17 protein-coding genes and 3 tRNA genes are annotated in these 17,491 nt (G+C 74.4%); 5 read left to right on the forward strand and 15 right to left on the reverse strand.

Translation table 11 applies throughout. From position 1 onward, the window contains the following. Positions 1-12: 12 nt before the first annotated feature. Entirely contained in the window at positions 13-1,602 is a 1,590-nt protein-coding gene (locus J4557_RS05880; protein ID WP_208265387.1) for a DAK2 domain-containing protein, read from the reverse strand. Between the two features lie 201 nt (positions 1,603-1,803). On the opposite strand from J4557_RS05880, the gene rpmB reads away from it, so the two are divergent. Beyond that, the gene (gene rpmB / locus J4557_RS05885; protein ID WP_067632165.1) at positions 1,804-1,998 is read left to right on the forward strand and encodes a 50S ribosomal protein L28; all 195 of its coding nucleotides are present in this window, start codon (positions 1,804-1,806) and stop codon (positions 1,996-1,998) included. A 232-nt stretch (positions 1,999-2,230) separates the two neighbouring features. Here rpmB and thiD read toward each other — a convergent pair whose 3' ends face one another. The 3 genes from thiD to J4557_RS05900 all read right to left on the reverse strand — a co-directional run bounded on the left by thiD (position 2,231) and on the right by J4557_RS05900 (position 5,099). Then, complete coding sequence (thiD, locus tag J4557_RS05890; RefSeq protein WP_208265389.1) at positions 2,231-3,073, reverse strand: bifunctional hydroxymethylpyrimidine kinase/phosphomethylpyrimidine kinase; 843 nt, start codon at positions 3,071-3,073, stop codon at positions 2,231-2,233. Between the two features lie 52 nt (positions 3,074-3,125). Further along, entirely contained in the window at positions 3,126-4,076 is a 951-nt protein-coding gene (locus J4557_RS05895; protein WP_208265391.1) for a cellulose binding domain-containing protein, read from the reverse strand. A gap of 102 nt (positions 4,077-4,178) precedes the next feature. Beyond that, entirely contained in the window at positions 4,179-5,099 is a 921-nt protein-coding gene (locus J4557_RS05900) for a thiamine-phosphate kinase (protein ID WP_208265392.1), read from the reverse strand. A 155-nt stretch (positions 5,100-5,254) separates the two neighbouring features. Here J4557_RS05900 and J4557_RS05905 point away from each other — a divergent pair, with 155 nt between their 5' ends. Next, a complete protein-coding gene (locus tag J4557_RS05905; protein ID WP_151542521.1) occupies positions 5,255-5,488 on the forward strand; it encodes an Lrp/AsnC family transcriptional regulator in 234 nt (77 codons plus the stop codon). Beyond that, on the forward strand, positions 5,475-5,948 hold the full coding sequence (locus J4557_RS05910; RefSeq protein WP_243775319.1) for a DUF3515 domain-containing protein: 474 nt from the start codon (positions 5,475-5,477) through the stop codon (positions 5,946-5,948). The genes J4557_RS05905 and J4557_RS05910 overlap by 14 nt, the downstream gene beginning before the upstream one ends. A gap of 10 nt (positions 5,949-5,958) precedes the next feature. Here the strand turns inward: J4557_RS05910 and J4557_RS05915 are convergent, their stop codons facing one another. Beyond that, positions 5,959-6,555, reverse strand: coding sequence for a TetR/AcrR family transcriptional regulator (locus J4557_RS05915; RefSeq protein ID WP_307799450.1), 597 nt, complete (start codon positions 6,553-6,555; stop codon positions 5,959-5,961). A 138-nt stretch (positions 6,556-6,693) separates the two neighbouring features. Between J4557_RS05915 and hpnR the strand changes: the two genes are divergently transcribed. Beyond that, positions 6,694-8,169, forward strand: a complete 1,476-nt coding sequence (gene hpnR / locus J4557_RS05920; RefSeq protein ID WP_208265394.1) for a hopanoid C-3 methylase HpnR — start codon at positions 6,694-6,696, stop codon at positions 8,167-8,169. Between the two features lie 24 nt (positions 8,170-8,193). On the opposite strand, the gene J4557_RS05925 is transcribed toward hpnR, so the two are convergent. The 7 genes from J4557_RS05925 to J4557_RS05955 all read right to left on the reverse strand — a co-directional run bounded on the left by J4557_RS05925 (position 8,194) and on the right by J4557_RS05955 (position 13,444). Continuing rightward, positions 8,194-8,275: transfer RNA gene (locus J4557_RS05925), tRNA-Tyr, on the reverse strand. A gap of 25 nt (positions 8,276-8,300) precedes the next feature. Further along, positions 8,301-8,373 (reverse strand) — tRNA-Leu (locus tag J4557_RS05930). 5 nt (positions 8,374-8,378) lie between these two features. Then, a tRNA-Leu gene (locus J4557_RS05935) sits at positions 8,379-8,452 on the reverse strand. Between the two features lie 233 nt (positions 8,453-8,685). Then, positions 8,686-10,224, reverse strand: a complete 1,539-nt coding sequence (locus J4557_RS05940; RefSeq protein WP_208265395.1) for a protein kinase domain-containing protein — start codon at positions 10,222-10,224, stop codon at positions 8,686-8,688. Between the two features lie 75 nt (positions 10,225-10,299). Next, on the reverse strand, positions 10,300-11,331 hold the full coding sequence (locus J4557_RS05945) for a PDR/VanB family oxidoreductase (RefSeq protein WP_208265396.1): 1,032 nt from the start codon (positions 11,329-11,331) through the stop codon (positions 10,300-10,302). Next, on the reverse strand, positions 11,328-12,221 hold the full coding sequence (locus J4557_RS05950) for a metal-dependent hydrolase (protein ID WP_208265397.1): 894 nt from the start codon (positions 12,219-12,221) through the stop codon (positions 11,328-11,330). The genes J4557_RS05945 and J4557_RS05950 overlap by 4 nt, the downstream gene beginning before the upstream one ends. Before the next feature lie 98 nt (positions 12,222-12,319). Next, on the reverse strand, positions 12,320-13,444 hold the full coding sequence (locus J4557_RS05955) for an MFS transporter (protein ID WP_208265398.1): 1,125 nt from the start codon (positions 13,442-13,444) through the stop codon (positions 12,320-12,322). A gap of 176 nt (positions 13,445-13,620) precedes the next feature. Here J4557_RS05955 and J4557_RS05960 point away from each other — a divergent pair, with 176 nt between their 5' ends. After that, positions 13,621-14,355, forward strand: a complete 735-nt coding sequence (locus J4557_RS05960) for an SDR family oxidoreductase (RefSeq protein ID WP_208265399.1) — start codon at positions 13,621-13,623, stop codon at positions 14,353-14,355. Positions 14,356-14,424: 69 nt separating this feature from the next. Here the strand turns inward: J4557_RS05960 and J4557_RS05965 are convergent, their stop codons facing one another. From J4557_RS05965 to J4557_RS05975, 3 genes are all read right to left on the reverse strand, one after another. Beyond that, on the reverse strand, positions 14,425-15,105 hold the full coding sequence (locus J4557_RS05965; RefSeq protein WP_243775320.1) for an acetamidase/formamidase family protein: 681 nt from the start codon (positions 15,103-15,105) through the stop codon (positions 14,425-14,427). Between the two features lie 167 nt (positions 15,106-15,272). Continuing rightward, positions 15,273-16,397 (reverse strand): D-alanine--D-alanine ligase family protein, encoded by a 1,125-nt coding sequence (locus J4557_RS05970; protein ID WP_208265400.1) that lies wholly within the window; start codon positions 16,395-16,397, stop codon positions 15,273-15,275. Between the two features lie 92 nt (positions 16,398-16,489). Beyond that, entirely contained in the window at positions 16,490-17,479 is a 990-nt protein-coding gene (locus J4557_RS05975; protein ID WP_208265493.1) for an NAD(P)H-dependent glycerol-3-phosphate dehydrogenase, read from the reverse strand. Positions 17,480-17,491: the final 12 nt, after the last annotated feature.

Raw genomic sequence — 17,491 nt, forward strand, 5'->3', positions numbered from 1 at the left:
CGGCGACACGAATCACTCGACTCCGATGAGCAGCGGGTAGCGGCGCTGCGCCCCGTCGAAGAGGGCGACCTCCACGTCGGGACGGCCGTCGCGCAGATGGTCCTCGAGCCGCTCGGCCAGCCCGGGCGGCGCGTTGCGCCCGGCGATCAGCGTGACGAGCTCGCCGCCGCCCGACAGCATCCGGTCCAGGACGCGCCGGGCGACCTCCGCGACGTCGGCGCCGATCGTCGCGACGTCGCCCTCGATCAGGCCGAGGACGTCGCCGGGGCGGCACAGGCCGACGCTCGTCACCGCCTCCTGCGCGGCGACCTCCAGGTGCCCGAACCGGGTGGCGCCGGCGGCGCGGGTCATCGCGATGACGTCGTCGCCGAAGCGGCGCAGCGGATCGTGCACCGCGAGCGCGGCGAGGCCCTGCACGGACGCCTTCGCCGGGACCACCGCGATGCGGGCGCCGCCGTCGCGCGCGCGCTCGGCGGCGGCCTCGGCGAGCGCGAGGACCTCCGGCTCGTTCGGCAGCACCACCACCTCGTCGCCCGCCGCGAGGATCGCCTCGGCCAGCACGGCGAGCGGCGGCACCGCGCCGGGTTCGCGGCGGACGACCCGGGCGCCGGCCTCCTCGAACAGCGCGGCCAGCCCGTCGGCGGCGGTCACCGCGATCACGGCGCGGCCCGCGTGCGGCCGGTGCGGCTCGTCCGGGGACGCGGCGTGCAGGTAGGTGACGCGGATCCGGTGCGGGCGCCCGGCGGCCAGGCCCGCCTCGATCGCGGCGCCCGCGTCGTCGACGTGCACGTGGACGTTCCACAGGCCGTCGCCGCCGACGACGACGAGGGAGTCGCCGAGGCCGTCGAGCCTCTCCCTCAGGTCGTGGACGGCCGCGTCCCGCGCGTCCAGTAGGTACATGACCTCGTAGCCGGGTCCTTGCGGTTCGGGCCGCGCGGCCGGCGGCGGCGTCGTGCCCGCGGCGCGGGCGGGGACCTCGTAGTGCTCGGGATACTCGTCGGTGACCACGGCGGCGAGCGCGTCGAGCACCACGCACAGCCCGGCGGCGCCCGCGTCCACGACGCCGCTGCGGGCCAGCACGTCGAGCTGCCCGGTCGTGCGGCGCAGCGCCCGGCGGGCTCCGTCCGCCGCCGCGCGGGCCGTCCCCTCGACACCCGTCGCGGACGCCGCCGAGGCCACCGACGCCGCCTCGCCCAGCACGCTCAGGATCGTGCCCTCGACGGGGTGTTCGACCGCCGCCCTGGCCAGCACGGACGCGTGTTCCAGCGCCTCCGCGAGGGCCTCGCCGCCCGTCCGCGCCGGCGGTGAACCGAGCACGTCGGCCATGCCCCGCAGGACCTGGCTGAGGATCACCCCGGAGTTGCCCCGCGCGCCCAGCAGCGCGGCCTGCGCGACCGCGCGCCACGTGTCCGCCTCGCACGCGCCGGAGGGCAGGGCGTCCGCCGCGTCCGCCGCCGCGAGGACGGTGAGGTGCAGGTTCGTTCCGGTGTCGCCGTCGGGGACGGGGAAGACGTTCAGCGCGTCGATCTCCCCGCGGGTGCGGCCGAGGGCGTCCGCCGCGAGCCTGCACCACCGCCGCACCGCCGCCGCATCAAGGACCATCGGGTCATCTTGCAGTGCCCTTCCCACCGGGCGCCAGAGCCCTGACCGCGGCTTCGATTCGCTTAGTCAGGGGCCGTTCGGCTAGTCTGACCCGTGCGCCTCGTCCGAGGCGCGGTCAGTGAGCGCCCACGATGCCCGGCCCCGCCCGAGGCGGCGACGGGCGGCGCTCCGGTAGAGCATCGACACCACTTGGAGTTTCCCGTGGCTTCCGTCTGCGACGTCTGCGGCAAGGGACCCGGTTTCGGCATGCGCGTCTCCCACTCGCACCGCCGCACCCCGCGCCGCTGGAACCCCAACATCCAGCGCGTGCGCGCCGTCGTGAACGGCAGCACCAAGCGGATCAACGCCTGCACCTCCTGCATCAAGGCCGGCAAGATCGTCAAGCCGACCGTCTGAACCGCGGGTCGCGAGCCTGAGCCGGTTCATCGGGACTGCCCGGTGAGCCGGTTTTCGCATGCCCGGGGCTCGTGTCGCGGAGGCCATTCCGGCGAGCTCATCCCGGTAGCGGCGCCCGGCGGTCACGCGAGCGCGTGACCTGACCGGTGGAGGCGACGCCGGAGGCGAGCCTCCACCGGGAAGATCGCGAAGCGATGCCGCGCCCGCACGAGCACGGTCGAGGGACGAGCCGCTAGGCGAGGCCCTCGGGCCGGGATTGCGGTGAACGCCACCGCCAGCCGTGGTCGACGGGGCCGATGCCGCCGCCGAGCGGGAAGCCCGCGGCGATCGCGCCGGTGACGTACTCCTTGGCCTTGCCGACCGCCGTGGGGACGTCGTCGCCGAGCGCCAGGTGGGAGGCGATCGCGGACGCGAGGGTGCAGCCGGTGCCGTGGGTGTGCCGGTTGTCGTGCCGCGGCGCGGTGAAGCGGTGCTCGTGCTCCCCGTCGAACAGCAGGTCGGCGGGCTCGCCGGGCAGGTGGCCGCCCTTGATCAGCACCCAGCGGGGGCCGAGCGCCTTGACCGCCTCGGCGGCCTCGCGCAGGCCCGCCTCGTCCACCACCTTGACGCCGGTGAGCTGCTCGACCTCGTACAGGTTCGGGGTGACGACGGTCGCGGTGGGCAGCAGCGCCGAGCGGACCGCGTCGACGGCGTCGGGCGCCAGCAGCGAGTCGCCGTGCTTGGAGACGCCGACCGGGTCCACGACGGACGGGGCGTCGGAGGCGGCGAGCGCCTCGGCGACCGTCTCGACCAGCGCGGTCGACGCCAGCATCCCGGTCTTGATCGCGTGGACGCCGATGTCGGACAGCACGGAGTCGAGCTGGGCGCGGACGGCCTCGACCGGCAGTTCCCAGTAGCCCTGGACGCCGAGGGAGTTCTGCGCGGTGACGGCGGCGATGACGCTCATCCCGTGCACGCCGAGCGCGAGCATCGTCTTCAGGTCCGCCTGGATCCCGGCGCCGCCGCCGGAGTCCGAGCCCGCGATGGTGAGCACGAGGGGCGGGGCCTGGCGGGGCGCGGGCGCGTTCTGCTGCATGGCATCCACTTTATGGCGATCCGTCACACGGCGCGGCTTCCGGCCGGGGAGCTCACAGGATGGTGCAGGCCAGCTTGTTCATGATGCAGTAGGTCGGCTTCCGCGGCGTGCCGTTCGCGGTGAAGACGAACTGGGCGGAGCGTCCGGGCGCGAGACCCGTGCGGCCGCGGACGTAGGCGAGCTGCCCGGTCTTCACGACGATCGCACCGCTGACGGTGCGCACCGTCACGTTCGGGATCCTGAAGGCGAGCGCCCAGCGGGAGATCGCCTGCTGCCCCTGGTTGGTGACGGTGCCGGTGGCCCGGAACGCCGTGCTGGTGCGGGAGACGACGTGGAAGGCGATGACGAGCCCGTCGGGGCGGCTCGCGCGGCTGGCGCGGTTGCCGGGCCCGCGCTGGGAGACGGTGCTGTCGCGCGGGTTGGTGTCGACGGGGTTCTTGGGGGCGCCGCCGGCGAAGTTGAGCGAGATCTGCTGCGTGCTCAGCGCGTAGGCGACGACGCCGACGGCGATGACGAGCGCGACGATCGGCAGCATCGGGACGGGGAGCGCGGACACGAGCCGGGCGACCCGGGCCCGTGTCGAGGGCGCGGAGGCCGCGGGATCCGCGGCGGGCGGGGCGGGAGCCTGCGCTATGCCGTCGGCGGCGGGACCCGCCATGGGCCCGGACGGCGTGCGGGAGGAGGCGGGAGCGCCGGGGACGCGGTCGTCGCGGCCGGCCATGGCGGCGGGGAGGTCGCCCGGGTAGTCGCCGGGATAGGGCTCGAAGCGGCGCGGGTCCGGCGGGCCGTGCTGGCGCTGCGCGGCGGGCGGCGGGCCGGCCGGGGAACCGGGCGAGGAGGCGGGAGGGTAGGGCTCGTAGGAGAAGAACACCTGGTCGTCGGTCGGGCCGGAGAAGGCCTCGAAGGACGGGCCGGGAGGGGCTCCGAGGAACGAACCCGCGGGCGCCGGATCGTCCGGCGCGGGCTCGTCATCGGGTCGCTCGCGCTTGGTGTGTCGTCCCATCCCATTCCTCTTCGATCACAGGATGTATACCAAACCAGTACCAAACATGCCTACCGGATGAGGGAAAGCCCACCCCGCCGGCACCCGGCGTCAACCGGCCGTTCACCCCCGGAAATGGTCCCACCCGGCGGCGTCCGGAACGCGCCCGTCGACGCGCACTCCCGCACCCCTTCGTACGGCTCCGATCACCGTCCAGGACGGGGGCGGCGGCGAACCGGGCGGGAACGCGCCGGCGAACGCGTGGTCCTCGCCGCCGGCGAGCACGTGCCGCAGCCCGTCCGGGCCGAAGGACTCCGGGACGACCAGTGTCGCGGAGTCGACGTCGATCCGCACCCCGCTCGCCTCGGCGAGGTGCCCGAGGTCCTGGACGAGGCCGTCGCTGACGTCGAGCAGCGCGGTCGCGCCCGCGTCCCGCGCCTCGGCGCCCGCCTCGTACGGCGGCTCGGGGCGGCGGTGCGCGGCGAGCAGTTCGGCGGGCCCGTCGCGCCCCTCGGCGAGCAGCGCCAGCCCGGCGGAGGCGTACCCGAGCCGGCCGCGCACCGCGACGAGGTCGCCGGGACGGGCGCCGGACCGGGTGAGCGGCGCGCCGCCGCCGAGGTCGCCGAGCGCGGTGATCGCGAGGGTGACCTCGTCCGCGCCGACCACGTCGCCGCCCGCGACGGACGCGCCGGCGCGGCGGCACTCGTCGGCGAGGCCGTCGTAGAGCCGTTCGGCCCAGGCGGTCTCGGTGGACGGCGGCGCCGCGAACCCGACGAGCAGCGCGGTCGGGCGGGCGCCCATCGCGACCACGTCGGCGAGGTTCTGCGCGGCGGCCTTGCGGCCGATGTCGTAGGGGCCGGACCAGTCGCGGCGGAAGTGCCGTCCCTCGACGAGCAGGTCGGTGGTGGCGGCGACGCGGCCGTCCGGTGCGGCGACGACCGCGGCGTCGTCGCCGGGGCCGAGCAGGACGGCGGGGCCCTGCGGCAGCCGCCGCGTCAGCCGGCCGATCAGCCCGAACTCGCCCAGCTCCCCGATGGTGCCCATCCGCCCCGTTCCCGCCCTCTCACCGCCCGGCCGCCGTGCCCCGCCGGCCTCGTCCGGCCCGCGAAAGGGCTGTGCGCCCCCCGAACGCCCACGGCGCCGCCTAACACGATACGGTGACCGTCCGACGGCTAATTCTCCGCCCAGGGGAGGACGTGATGGTGCAGGCCTACATCCTCATCCAGACCGAGGTGGGCAAGGCCGCCGAGGTCGCGGGGCACATCTCCGGCGTGCCCGGTGTGACCCTGGCGGAGGACGTCACGGGACCCTACGACGTGATCGTCCGAGCGGAGGCGCGGAATGTGGACGAGCTGGGCAAGCTCGTCGTCGCGCAGATCCAGACGGTCGAGGGCATCACGCGCACTCTCACCTGCCCCATTGTCCACATCTGAGATCCGGTTCCGCTGGGCGCCGCTCCTGCTGGCTCCGCTGATGCTGCTGCCCGCCGCGTGCGGGGACGGCGCGGTGGAGGTCCCGGTTCCGCATCCTGACGCGGCGACGCGGCGGCTCTGTGAAGGGCTCCGCCTGCCCGCGAAGGTGCACGGTCGATCGTTGCGCGACACGAAGCCGGATTCGCAGCTGACGGCGGCGTGGGGTTCGCCGGCGATCGCGCTGCGCTGCGGCGTGCCGATACCGGCGGCGCTGCGGCAGACGTCGGAGCTGGTGGACATCAACGGGATCAGCTGGTTCGGGCAGCCGGTGGACCGTCCGGTGACCTGGACGGCGGTGGGGCGGCAGGCGTACGTCGAGGTGACCGTCCCGGCGAAGTACCGGCCGGCCGGGGACGTGCTGATCGAGCTGACCCCGGCGATCAAGGCGACGATCCCGGCGAAGCCGGAGGGCCAGATCTAGGCCGTCCCGCTCATGCGCGGGCGCCGTCGCCGCCGGGCAGGATGAGCCGCGCCATCTCGGCGAGCCGGTCGGCCATGCGGGTGTAGGAGGTGTAGCCCATGCCGGCGTGCAGGAGCGCACCCGAGTAGGCCAGTTCCAGCGCGCCGAGGACCGCGGGGTCGTCGTGGTCGCCGAGCGCGTCCCGCAGCCGGGTGCGGATCGCGGCGCCGACGCGGGCGCGCAGCTCCCGGACGTCGGGGTCGGTGCCGAGCATCGCGGTGGTGCACGCCGCGGCGAGCTCCGGCTCGTCGGAGACCAGCAGCGCGATCTCGCGCAGCACCCGCTCGACGCGGCCGGTCACGTCCCGGTCCCCGCCGGTCTCGACGGGCGGCAGCGCGCTGAGGCGCCGCCAGAACACCTCGGTGATCAGGTGGTTCTTGGACGCGAAGTAGGTGTAGGCGGTGGCCGGCGCCACGCCCGCGCGGCGGGCGACGTTGCGGACGGTCAGCCCCTCGTAGCCGGTGTCGCGGACCTCCTCGACGGCGGCGTCGGTGAGCCGGCGCACCGTATCGGCCTGCCGCGGCGTGAGGCGGCGGCGCGGGGGCTCGGTCGACACTTCTCCGGACACATGTCCAGACATTAGTTCGACGCCCGCCGCCCCGGCAACTCGTTAACTCTCCGTGATCACGGGTAACAGTCCGCTGTCCGGGGCGCCGCGTTCCCGGCACCACAGCGAACGACCGACGCGCCTGGGAAGGGAAACCCGATGCGCACTCTCCTGGTCCATCCCAGCGGACTGATGTACTCGGAGATCTTCCTGCGGCTGGAACCGCTCGGCGTCGAGCGGGTCGCCGCCGCGCTGCGCACCGCCGGCCACCAGGTCCGGCTGCTGGACCTGCAGGTCTTCACCCACGACGACCTGCGCCGCGAGCTGCGCGAGTTCCGGCCGGAGGCGGTCGGGTTCGGGGTGAACTACCTGGCCAACGTGCCGGAGATGATCGACCTCGCCAAGGAGGTCAAGCGCCGGCTGCCGGAGTGCTTCGTGTTCGCCGGCGGGCACAGCGTCTCGTTCATCGCCGCGCACGTCCTCGACCAGGCGAACGGCGCGCTGGACGCGGTGCTGCGCGGGGAGGGCGAGGTCGCCGCGCCGCTGCTGCTGGAGGCCGCGCGCGACGGCGGGCTCGGCGAGGTGCCGGGCGCCGTGACCGCCGACGGCACCTGCAAGAAGGTGCCGCTGCTGCTCGACAGCCTGGACGCGCCCCGCCCGGCCCGCGACCTGACCCGGCGCCGCCACAAGTACTTCATCGGCGTCCTGGACCCGGCCGCGTCCATCGAGTTCACCCGCGGCTGCCCCTGGGACTGCTCGTTCTGCAGCGCGTGGACGTTCTACGGGCGCACGTACCGGAAGGTGTCGGCGGAGGCGGCGGCGGAGGAGATCGCGTCGATCCGCGAGCCCGGCCTGTTCATCGTCGACGACGTCGCGTTCATCAAGCCCGAGCACGGCGACGCGATCGCCGCCGAGGTGGAGCGGCGCGGCATCCGAAAGGAGTACTACCTGGAGACCCGCGCGGACGTGCTGCTGCGCCACCCCGAGGTCTTCGAGCGGTGGCGGCGGCTCGGCCTGAACTACATGTTCCTCGGCATGGAGGCGCTCGACGAGGAGGGCCTCGACCGATACCGCAAGCGGACCAGCCCGGACACCAACATCAAGGCCCTGGAGCTCGCCCGCAAGATGGGCCTCACCGTGGCCATCAACCTGATCGTGGACCCGGCCTGGGACGCCCGGCAGTTCAAGCTCGTCCGCGAGTGGGCGCTGTCGGTGCCGGAGATCGTCAACCTCACCGTGATGACGCCCTATCCCGGCACGGAGATCTGGCACACCGAGTCCCGCAAGCTGACCACGCGCGACTACCGGCTCTTCGACATCCAGCACGCGGTGGTGCCGACGAACCTGCCGCTGTACGAGTTCTACCGCGAGCTGGTGAGGACGCAGTCCGTGATGAACCGCAAGCATCTCGGCGTCGCCGCGGCTGCGCAGACGCTCGGCATCATGGGCCGCCACCTGTGGCACGGGCAGACGAACTTCGCCAGGTCGATCTGGAAGTTCCGGTCCGTCTACAACGCCGACCGGCAGTACGGCGACCACCTGCGCAAGGTCCGCTACGAGCTGCCGGTGCCCGACCACCGCTCGGTCGGGCCCGCCGGCCGCAAGGAGCTCTACATCCACGAGCGCCAGCGCTGACCGCGACCCTGAACGGGGATCCTGTGGGGCGGGTGGGATTCGAACCCACTCAGACATTGCACCTGTTTTACAGACAGGCCCGACTCTCCCGCGTCGGCGCCGCCCCTTGCGCGGGCCCATGGCCCGCCCGGTACCTCCGGAGGGATTCGAACCCCCAGCACACGGCACCTCATGCCGCTGTCTCTACCGTTGGACTACGGAGGCGTGCGTGCGGCTCCCGGGATTCGAACCCGGAACGTCCACCATCTGAGGATGGCCCCTCTGCCTGTTGGGGTAGAGCCGCAGGTCTGTGCGAGGCGTCGCTCGCGGCGGCTCGGCCAGGGGGCCTCTAGGAGAGGGGATACCGGCCGGGGCGGGCGTGCGACGCCGAGGGCAGTCGAAGTCGTAGCTGCTCCATCGCCATGGCCGGTCCTCCTCTCGAGGTCTCGTGTCACCGTCTTCGACGGGCTGACGTGCTCTACGGTGCCATCCGCGCCGGGGGCCCGCAACGGATTTAACGCGCGGCCCGGTCCGGGGTCATCCGCTGGACGTGTCGTCCGGCAGCGACCAGCCGAGCAGGACGAGCAGCCAGAACGCGACCATGAGCCAGCCGAGCGCGATCCCGGTGATCGCGAAGCCGAGGCCCCGCTGGCCGGAGCGGCGCACCCTCGCCCACGCGATGTGCCCGGCGACGATCGCCGGGATCGAGGTCAGGCCGCACGAGATCAGCCCGACGAGCCCGCAGGTCAGCGCGTAGATCGAGGCGTGGTTGTAGGACGGCTTGCCGTACCCGTTCGGGCGGGCGGCGGCGCCCGGCGACTGCGTCGGCGGCCCGTAGCCGGGCGTGGTGCCCTGCGGATACGGTGCCGGGCGGGCGGCGACCGCGTCGGCGTACTTCTGCCACGACTCCGCCTCGGCCGTGCGTCCCTGCATGCTGAGAAGCACCGCGAGGTTGCGCATCGCGGACGGGTCGCCCGCCTGCGCGGCCTGCCGGTACTGCCGTTCGACGAGCGCGTCCGCCTCGCCCGCCGCGAGCGCCGGGGAAGGCGCGGGCCCGGGCGGCGGCGTGGGGGCCTGCGCCGGGGGCGGCGCGGACGCGTGCGCGGGGGGCGGTGCGGCGGCGCGCGACGGCGCCGGTGCCGCGGAAAGGCCCGCGTGCCGCGGAGGCGGCGGGGCGGCCGGGCCGCCCCCGGAGGCGGCGTGCCTCGGTGCCGAGGCCTGCGTCATGCCGGTCCGCGACGGACCGGCGAGCGGCGAACCGGCGGGCGCCTGCCGCGGCGCGCCGCCGGAGATCAGCCGGTCCAGGAGCGCCTGCGCGGACGGGCGGCGCGCCGGGTCCTTCGCCAGCGCGGACTCGACCGCGCTCAGCAGCGTCCCGCTCAGCCCGCCCAGCTCGGGCTCGCCGCTGACGATCTGGTGGATGATCGCGGGGATCGAGTCGCCGCCGAAGCAGGGGCCGCCGCGCGCCGCGAACGCGACGGTCGCGCCCCAGGCGAACACGTCGGACGCGGGGGTCGCGCCGCGCCCGTCCAGCTGCTCGGGCGCCATGAACGCGGGCGTGCCGACGATGCCGCCGGTCGCGGTGAGGCGCGTCCCGTCCACCGAGCGGGCGATGCCGAAGTCGATGACGCGCGGGCCGAACGTGGACAGCAGCACGTTCGCGGGCTTGAGGTCGCGGTGCACGACGCCCGCGTCGTGGATCGCGGTCAGCGCGGTCGCGATGCCGACGGCGACGGCCTCCAGGTCGGCGCCGCGCAGCGGGCCGTCCTTGGCCACCGCGGCGTCGAGGCTGGGGCCGTTGACGAACTCGGTGACGAGGTACGGCGGGTCGGCCGCCGGGTCGGCGTCGAGGACCGGCGCGGTGCAGAAGGGGCGGACGCGCTGCGCCGCCGCGACCTCCGCCTGGAACCGCGCCCGGTACTGCCGGTCGGCGGCGTACTCGCGGCGGATCACCTTGATGGCGACCTTGCGGCCGGTCCCGTCCAGCCCGACGTAGACCGTCCCCATCCCGCCCTCGCCGAGCCGGTCCGCCACCCGGTAGGGGCCGATGCGATCCGGCAGGTCGGCTGGCGGCACGGCACGTTCTCCTCGGGACGGGACCAGATCTCCCAAGCCTGGCACATCCGGGCAGCGGGTGTGGCCTCCGCCGGGTCACAGGTCGAGGGTGATCCGCCCTCCGGTGGCGCGGGAGACGCAGACCAGCATGGAGTCGTCGCCCTGGTCGGACGGCGCGCGGTCGTCCACGGCGCCGGTCAGCACGCCGGTCCGGCAGGTGCCGCAGAAGCCCTGCCGGCAGGAGTAGGCCACGTCCGGCAGCACGTCCCTGATCACGTCGAGGGCGGACCGGTCGGCGGGCACCGCGAGGGTGCGGCCGCTGCGCCGCAGCTCCACCTCGAACGGCTTCCCGCCGGCGATGGGCGGCGGCGCGAAGCGCTCGTAGTGCAGGGTCGCGTTCAGGCCGACGGCGGCGCGGACCGCGTCGATCATCGGGGCGGGGCCGCAGCAGTACACGGCGGTCCCGTCGGGGACGTCGCCGAGCAGGTCCGCGGCGGACGGCACGCCGTGCTCGTCGTCGGTGCGGACGGTCACGCGGCCGGCGGGCAGCTCGTCCAGGAACGGCAGGGACGCGCGGGTCCGGCCGGTGTAGACCAGGCGCCAGTCGGCGCCGAACCGATCGGCGGCGACGGCCATCGGCAGGATCGGCGTGATGCCGATGCCGCCGGCGAGGAACACGTACCGGTCGTGCGCGAGGAACGGGAACGCGTTCCGGGGTCCCTGGACGGCGACCGGCGCGCCCTCCCTCAGCTCGTGCATCTCGACGGACCCGCCGCCCCCGCCGGGCAGGCGGCGGACGGCGATCCGGTAGGCGCGCCGGTCGGCGGGGTCGCCGCACAGCGAGTACTGGCGGCGGCGCCCGGACGCGAGCAGCACGTCCAGGTGGCCGCCGGGCTGCCACGCGGGCAGGGCGCGCCCGTCGGGGGCGGCGAGCCGGAGGCTCACCACGTCGTCGGCCTCGCGGCGCACCTTCTGGACGGTCAGGCGCAGCGTCCGGTCGACGGGCCGGACGGCCGGCGGGGCGGGGGCGCGCAGCGCGCGGTACCGCTGGATGCCGTTGAACGCGGCGTTCACCGCGACCCAGAACGGGTCGCGCTCGCGACGTCCCCGCAGGTCGGGCGGGATCATCGCAGGGCCGCCCGGGCCGCCGGGGACGCGGCCAGGTAGGCCAGCGCCTGGCTGGTGGACCCCTCGTTCAGCGGGCTGTAGGTGCGCTTGAGGTAGCGCCGCACGGACGCGCCGACCATCCGGCCGTCCGGGGTGAGGCCGGCGGGGCCGGTGCGCCGCAGGTGCCGCAGCCCGCCCCTGATCCGGCCCCGGACGATCGGGTCGCGGGCCATCAGGAAGCGGTGCCCGCGGTGCCACAGCGCCCCCAGCATGGTGATCGTCTGGCCCATCGCGCGGAGCCGGGCCGCGTACGAGCCGTCAAGGTGCATGAACAGGTCGTGCGCGACGTGCCGGTGCTCGACCTCCTCGGCGCCGTGCCAGCGCAGCAGGTCCAGCATCATCGGGTCCGCGCCCGCCTCGTCCAGCGCCCTGGCGTTGAGGATCCAGTCGCCGAGGACGCCGGTGAAGTGCTCGATCGCGGCGATCAGCGCGATCCGCTCGAACAGCCAGGCGCGCTTGCGGTCGCCCTCCAGGCCGCGGTCGCCGAGCAGGTCCTCGAAGACGAACTCGACCTGCCGGACGAACGGCCGCACGTCCAGGCCCTGCTCGACGAAGTGGTCGAGGACGGCGTCGTGGGAGGCGGCGTGCATGGCCTCCTGGCCGATGAAGCCGAGCACGTCCTCGCGGAGACGGTCGTCGCGGATGTACGGGACGGCCTCCTTGAAGATCCTGACGAACCACTCCTCCCCGGCGGGCAGCAGCATGTGCAGGACGTTGATGAGGTGGGTGGCCACCGGGTCGCGGGGGATCCAGTGCAGGGGGACGTCCGACCAGTCGAACCGGACGTCGCGCGCCTGCAGGACGATGTTCTCCGGCTCCGGGGGCCGTACGGGCGGACGCTGGACCGACATGGGGCTTCCCTCCGGCGCACCGACGGGCTATTGACGAGACGTCTAGTAAGTTACCGGCGGTCCCGGCGCCCAACAATGGCACGGTCCGGTGAGGATCGTCACCCCTCGGCGTCGCCGGCGAGCGCGAGGGCCGGGACGACCAGCAGCAACGAGCAGGCCGCCGCCACGAAGGCGCCCGCCGCGCCGGCGTGGTAGACCGGCAGCCAGACCAGCGGCGCGACCGCTCCGCCGCCGAACCGGAACGCCGACACCGCCGACAGCGCCCCGCCCCGGTTCCCCGGCACCGCCCGCATCGTCAGGCTCTGCAGTGCCACGGTCATCATCGACGCGCCCGCGCCCGCCAGGGTCCACCATGCGGCGAGCGCGCCCACGGAGCCGGACGACCCGACCACCGCCACGAACACCCCGGTCACGACGGCCGCGACGCCTCCGCACAGCCGCGCCCCGGCGCGCTCGGCGACGCGTCCCCAGACCGCGCCGAGCACCAGCCCCGCCACGCCGAACCCGAGCAGCGCGACGCCGGTGAGGTCCGCGCCGGCGTGCAGTTTCTCCCGCGCGTACAGCGCCACGAGGAACGGCAGCGCCGACGCGCCGAGATAGGACACGAACGAGGCCGCCGACAGCAGGCCCATCCGCCGGCTCAGCAGCGGCCGCCAGGGCGGTGCCGCCGCGGCCGGGCGCGGCTCCCCCGGCGGCGGCGCGAACGCCAGCAGCACGGCGGCCCCCGCGACCACGACGAACCCGAGCCGCCACGACGACGCCGCCGCGAGGCCGCCGACGAGCGGCGCGAAGGACTGCCCGGCCGCCTGGCAGCTGGAGTACGCCCCGACCGCCCGGCCGAGGCGGTCGCGCGGCACGATGTCGCCGAGCCCGGCGAGCAGCAGCGGCGAGGTGAACGCGTTGGCCGCCCCGAGCGCGGCCCGTGCCCCGAGGAAGAGGCCCAGCGCCGGGGCGAGCGCGCACACCAGGGAGCCCGCCGCGTACACGAGGTAGGCGATCCGGACGGTCCGGCGGCGCCCCCACCGCTCCCCGAGCGTCCCGGACACCAGCTGGACGAGCGCGAACGGCACGAAGTAGGCGGTCAGCGACGCGGCCGCGGCGCCCGCCGAGGCGTGCACGGACCGGCCGATCTCCGGGAGCATCGGCGCGACGACGCCGCCGCCGAGCGGGCCGAGCAGCGCGCCGCCGTAGACGGCCGCGACCTTGATCCGCCGCAGTGCCACCGCTCCCCCTAGATCGTTTCGTCCCGGCATCGGGCCCGTCCCCGAATCTTCGCGAATGCGGTGAACGCCGGGATCGAGGGGGATCCGCCCTTGCGCCCCGGTTGGTCCTGAACTGTAGTCTGGACACCTGTCCAGAACCAGCGGCCGGACGGCCGCCCGCGGAGGGGACTGTGAGCATGAGGTTCGAGGGAAGGGTCGCGGTCGTCACCGGCGCCGCCCAGGGCATCGGCGAGGCGTACGCGCGGGGGCTCGCGGCGGAGGGCGCGTCCGTCGTCGTCGCGGACGTCGACGAGCGCGGCCAGGCCGTCGCCGACGACATCAAGGGCCTGTTCGTGCGGACGGACGTGTCGGACCCGGCGTCCACCGAGGCCATGGCCGCCGCCGCCGTGGAACGGTTCGGCGGCATCGACCACCTGGTGAACAACGCGGCCATCTTCGGCACGATGAAGCTGGACTTCCTGTTCACCGTCGACTGGGACTACTACAAGAAGTTCATGGCGGTGAACATGGACGGCGCCCTGCTGTGCGCGCGCGCCTGCCAGCCGCACATGCAGGCGCGCGGCGGCGGGTCGATCGTGAACCAGTCGTCCACGGCCGCCTGGCAGTACTCCGGCTTCTACGGGCTGGCCAAGGTCGCGATCAACGGGCTGACGCAGCAGCTCGCGCACGAGTTCGGCAGCATGGGCATCCGGGTGAACGCGATCGCGCCGGGCCCCACCGACACCGAGGCGAACCGCAAGGTCGTGCCCGGCAACATGTCGCAGAAGATCGTCGACCAGAAGATGGCGCTCAAGCGGATGGGCACGCCCGAGGACATGGTCGGCGCCTGCCTGTTCCTGCTGTCGGACGACGCCGCGTGGATCACCGGGCAGATCCTGAACGTCGACGGCGGCGAGGTGTTCCGCGCCTAGCGGCGCCGTCGCGGCCCGGAAGCGGCGGGCGTGGCGGGCGTGGTCCGGAGACGGCGACCGCGCCCGCGGCTAGGCGATCCGGGGAGACGGGTCGGGCATCAGCATCGGCCCGGTCACCCGGAACCGCTCGACGCCCCGCCGGGTCAGGTTGATCCGCAGGTCGATCCAGCCGGCCAGCCCGGAGTCGCGGCAGTCGAGGGCGCCGCGCACGGGGAAGTGCAGGTCGCCGACCGACAGCTTGGCGCCGTGCACGTGCACCGGCAGCAGGATCCGGGACCCGGCGGTGAGCGGCGCGATCGCGCAGCCGCCGATCTCCCGGCCGCGGGCCTCGCTGCGCACCGCCTCCGCCGCCACCCGGGCGCGCGCCGCCGGATGGACCGCGCCGAGCAGCATCCGGCTCCGTGCCGTCCGGGAGGAGCCCTCCGGCGCCGCCCGGACGGCCCGCGGCGCGCACCCGATGAGCCCCGGATGCCCGGACGCGCTGTACACCCCGTCTGCACGCCCCACGCCGAGGACGTCCACCACGATCACGTCGCCGGGCTCCGCGCCGACGACCACGAGCGGGCCGCACAGCACCGCGTCCTCGCCCGGCTCGCGGGCCGCGCACTCCATCCGGACGGTCCCACCGGTGATCACCTCGGCGACCCCCGGGATGGCGGGATGCCAGCGGTCGTGCCCGGGCACCGGCCGCCCGGTCCCCTCCAGCGTGAAGGGGGCGGCCGGCGCGGGCGGAACGGATGAGAGCGTCAAGGCGGGCGTCCTTCCAGAACGGTGACCGGGAACGGTCCCGATCCTGTCCTGGACGCGTTTCGGCCGGATTTCACCGCCGCGAAGGACACGTCAAACCGCCATCACCGGGAACCGGAACGGCCGCGCCGCGCCGCGCCGGGGTCCGCTTCCGGAGGCCCGGTGCCGGGTCAGCGGAGCCCGGTGGAGCGCCGCAGCGCGGTCTGGATCAGCCGGTCGACGAGGGACGGGTAGTCCAGCCCGGTCGCGGCCCACATCTGCGGGAACGCCGACGCCGGCGTGAACCCCGGCATCGTGTTGATCTCATTGAGGATCCAGCGGCCGTCCGGGGTGTGGAAGAAGTCGACGCGGGCGAGGCCCTCGCAGTCCAGCGCCTCGAACGCCTGCGCCGCGATGGTCCGGACCTCGTCGATCGCCTCCGCGGGCAGGTCCGGCGGGATCGCCATCCGGGTGCCGCCGTCGAGGTACTTGGTCTCGAAGTCGTAGAAGTCGTGGTCGCCGGCCATCAGCACCTCGGCGGGCAGGCTCGCCTCCGGCGGGCCGTCGTCCACGCCCTGCAGCACGCCGCACTCGATCTCGCGGCCCTCGATCGCCGCCTCCACGATCACCTTCGGGTCGTGCTCGCGGGCCGTCTCGACGGCCGTCTCCAGGTCGGCCTCGTCGGCGACCCGGGTGATGCCCATGCTGGACCCGGCGCGGGCCGGCTTGACGAACACCGCCCGCCCGGCGGCGAGGCCGAGCTGCTCCTTGACCTCGTCGAGCTTGCGCTTGCGCTCGCGGCGCCACTCCCGGTCGCCGATCAGCACGTACGGGCCGACGGGCAGCCCGCGCGCCTGCCAGACGAGCTTCATGAACCCCTTGTCCATGCCGACCGCGCTGGCCAGCACCCCGGCGCCGACGTACCGGACGCCCGCCAGGTCCAGCATCCCCTGGATGGTGCCGTCCTCGCCGTACGGGCCGTGCAGCAGCGGCAGCACCACGTCGACCTCGCCGAGCGTGGCGGGGACCTTGCCCGGCTCGACGACCATCAGGCCCCGGCTGTCGGGGTCGAACGGCAGCGCGAGGGCGCTGCCCTCGCCGGACACCTCGGGCAGCCGGCCGTCCTGGATCGCGAGCCGCTGGTCCCCGGAGGCGAGCACCCAGCGGCCGTCGCGGGCGATGCCGATCGGCAGCACCTCGTAGCGGTCCCGGTCGATCGCGGCCATCACGGCGCCCGCGGTGACGCAGGAGATCGCGTGCTCGGAGCTGCGCCCGCCGAACACCACGGCCACGCGAATCTTGGAAACCTGGGACATGATTCCCGACCCTACCGGTGATCAGTACAGCGCGGCCACGAACGATCCGGGCGCGCCCCGGCCACCGGACGCGACGTCGCGTCGTCCACGGGTCACACTCCGTACCGTTCCGGTTTCGGTGAACGGGAGATCAGCGAGATCGCCGCCTCCGTGATGGGGGTGCCGTGGTATAGCACCGAGACGACCGCCTCGGTGATCGGCATCTCCACGTTGTGCTTGCGGGCCAGCTCCAGCACCGCCTCCGAGGACTTCACGCCCTCGGCGGTCTGCTTGGTGGCGGCGACCACCTGCTCCAGCGTCATCCCGCGGCCGAGGTTCTCGCCGAACGTCCGGTTCCGCGCCAGCGGCGACATGCAGGACGCGGCGAGGTCGCCCATCCCGGCGAGCCCCGCGAAGGTGTGCTCGTCGGCGCCGAGCGCGATCCCGAGCCGGGTGATCTCGGCGAGCCCGCGGGTCATCAGCACCGCCTGGGTGTTGGACCCGAACCCGAGGCCGACCGACATCCCGACGCACAGCGCGACGACGTTCTTGATCGCCCCGCCCAGCTCCACGCCGATCACGTCGGTGGAGGTGTAGACGCGGAAGTAGGGGGTCATGGTGGCGGCCTGCAGCCCCACCGCGGCCCGCTCGTCCACGCAGGCGGCGACCGCCGCGCTCGGCTCGCCGGTCGCGATCTCGCGCGCCACGTTCGGCCCGCTGAACACCGCGACCCGCTCCTCCGGGACGTCGGCGACCTCCCGGACGACCTCCGACATCCGCCGGGTGGTGCCGAGCTCGACGCCCTTCATCAGGCTGACCAGGACCGCGCCGGACGGCAGCAGCGGCACCCAGCCGGAGAGGTTCTCGCGCAGGCTCTGCGCCGGGACGGCGAGCGCCACGAAGTCGGCGCCGTCCAGCGCCTCGGCGGGGTCGAGGGTCGCCCGGATCGCCGCGGGCAGCTCCACGCCCGGCAGGTAGTCGGTGTTCTCGTGCCGCTCGTTGATCGACTCGACGAGCTCGGGCCGGCGCCCCCACAGGCTGACCTCGCCGCCCGCGTCGTGCAGCAGCTTGGCGAACGTGGTCCCCCAGGACCCGGCGCCCATCACCGCGGTGCG

The sequence above is a fragment of the Actinomadura nitritigenes genome, assembly GCF_017573545.1.
GTDB lineage: Bacteria > Actinomycetota > Actinomycetes > Streptosporangiales > Streptosporangiaceae > Spirillospora > Spirillospora nitritigenes.

Coding starts and splice junctions, on each gene's coding strand:
- J4557_RS05880 (WP_208265387.1), bottom strand. CDS start 1,602: ATGGTCCTTGATGCGGCGGCGGTGCGGCGGTGGTGCAGGCTCGCGGCG.
- thiD (WP_208265389.1), bottom strand. CDS start 3,073: ATGCAGCAGAACGCGCCCGCGCCCCGCCAGGCCCCGCCCCTCGTGCTC.
- J4557_RS05895 (WP_208265391.1), bottom strand. CDS start 4,076: ATGGGACGACACACCAAGCGCGAGCGACCCGATGACGAGCCCGCGCCG.
- J4557_RS05900 (WP_208265392.1), bottom strand. CDS start 5,099: ATGGGCACCATCGGGGAGCTGGGCGAGTTCGGGCTGATCGGCCGGCTG.
- J4557_RS05905 (WP_151542521.1), top strand. CDS start 5,255: ATGGTGCAGGCCTACATCCTCATCCAGACCGAGGTGGGCAAGGCCGCC.
- hpnR (WP_208265394.1), top strand. CDS start 6,694: ATGCGCACTCTCCTGGTCCATCCCAGCGGACTGATGTACTCGGAGATC.
- J4557_RS05945 (WP_208265396.1), bottom strand. CDS start 11,331: ATGATCCCGCCCGACCTGCGGGGACGTCGCGAGCGCGACCCGTTCTGG.
- J4557_RS05950 (WP_208265397.1), bottom strand. CDS start 12,221: ATGTCGGTCCAGCGTCCGCCCGTACGGCCCCCGGAGCCGGAGAACATC.
- J4557_RS05960 (WP_208265399.1), top strand. CDS start 13,621: ATGAGGTTCGAGGGAAGGGTCGCGGTCGTCACCGGCGCCGCCCAGGGC.
- J4557_RS05970 (WP_208265400.1), bottom strand. CDS start 16,397: ATGTCCCAGGTTTCCAAGATTCGCGTGGCCGTGGTGTTCGGCGGGCGC.
- J4557_RS05975 (WP_208265493.1), bottom strand. CDS start 17,479: ATGGGCGCCGGGTCCTGGGGGACCACGTTCGCCAAGCTGCTGCACGAC.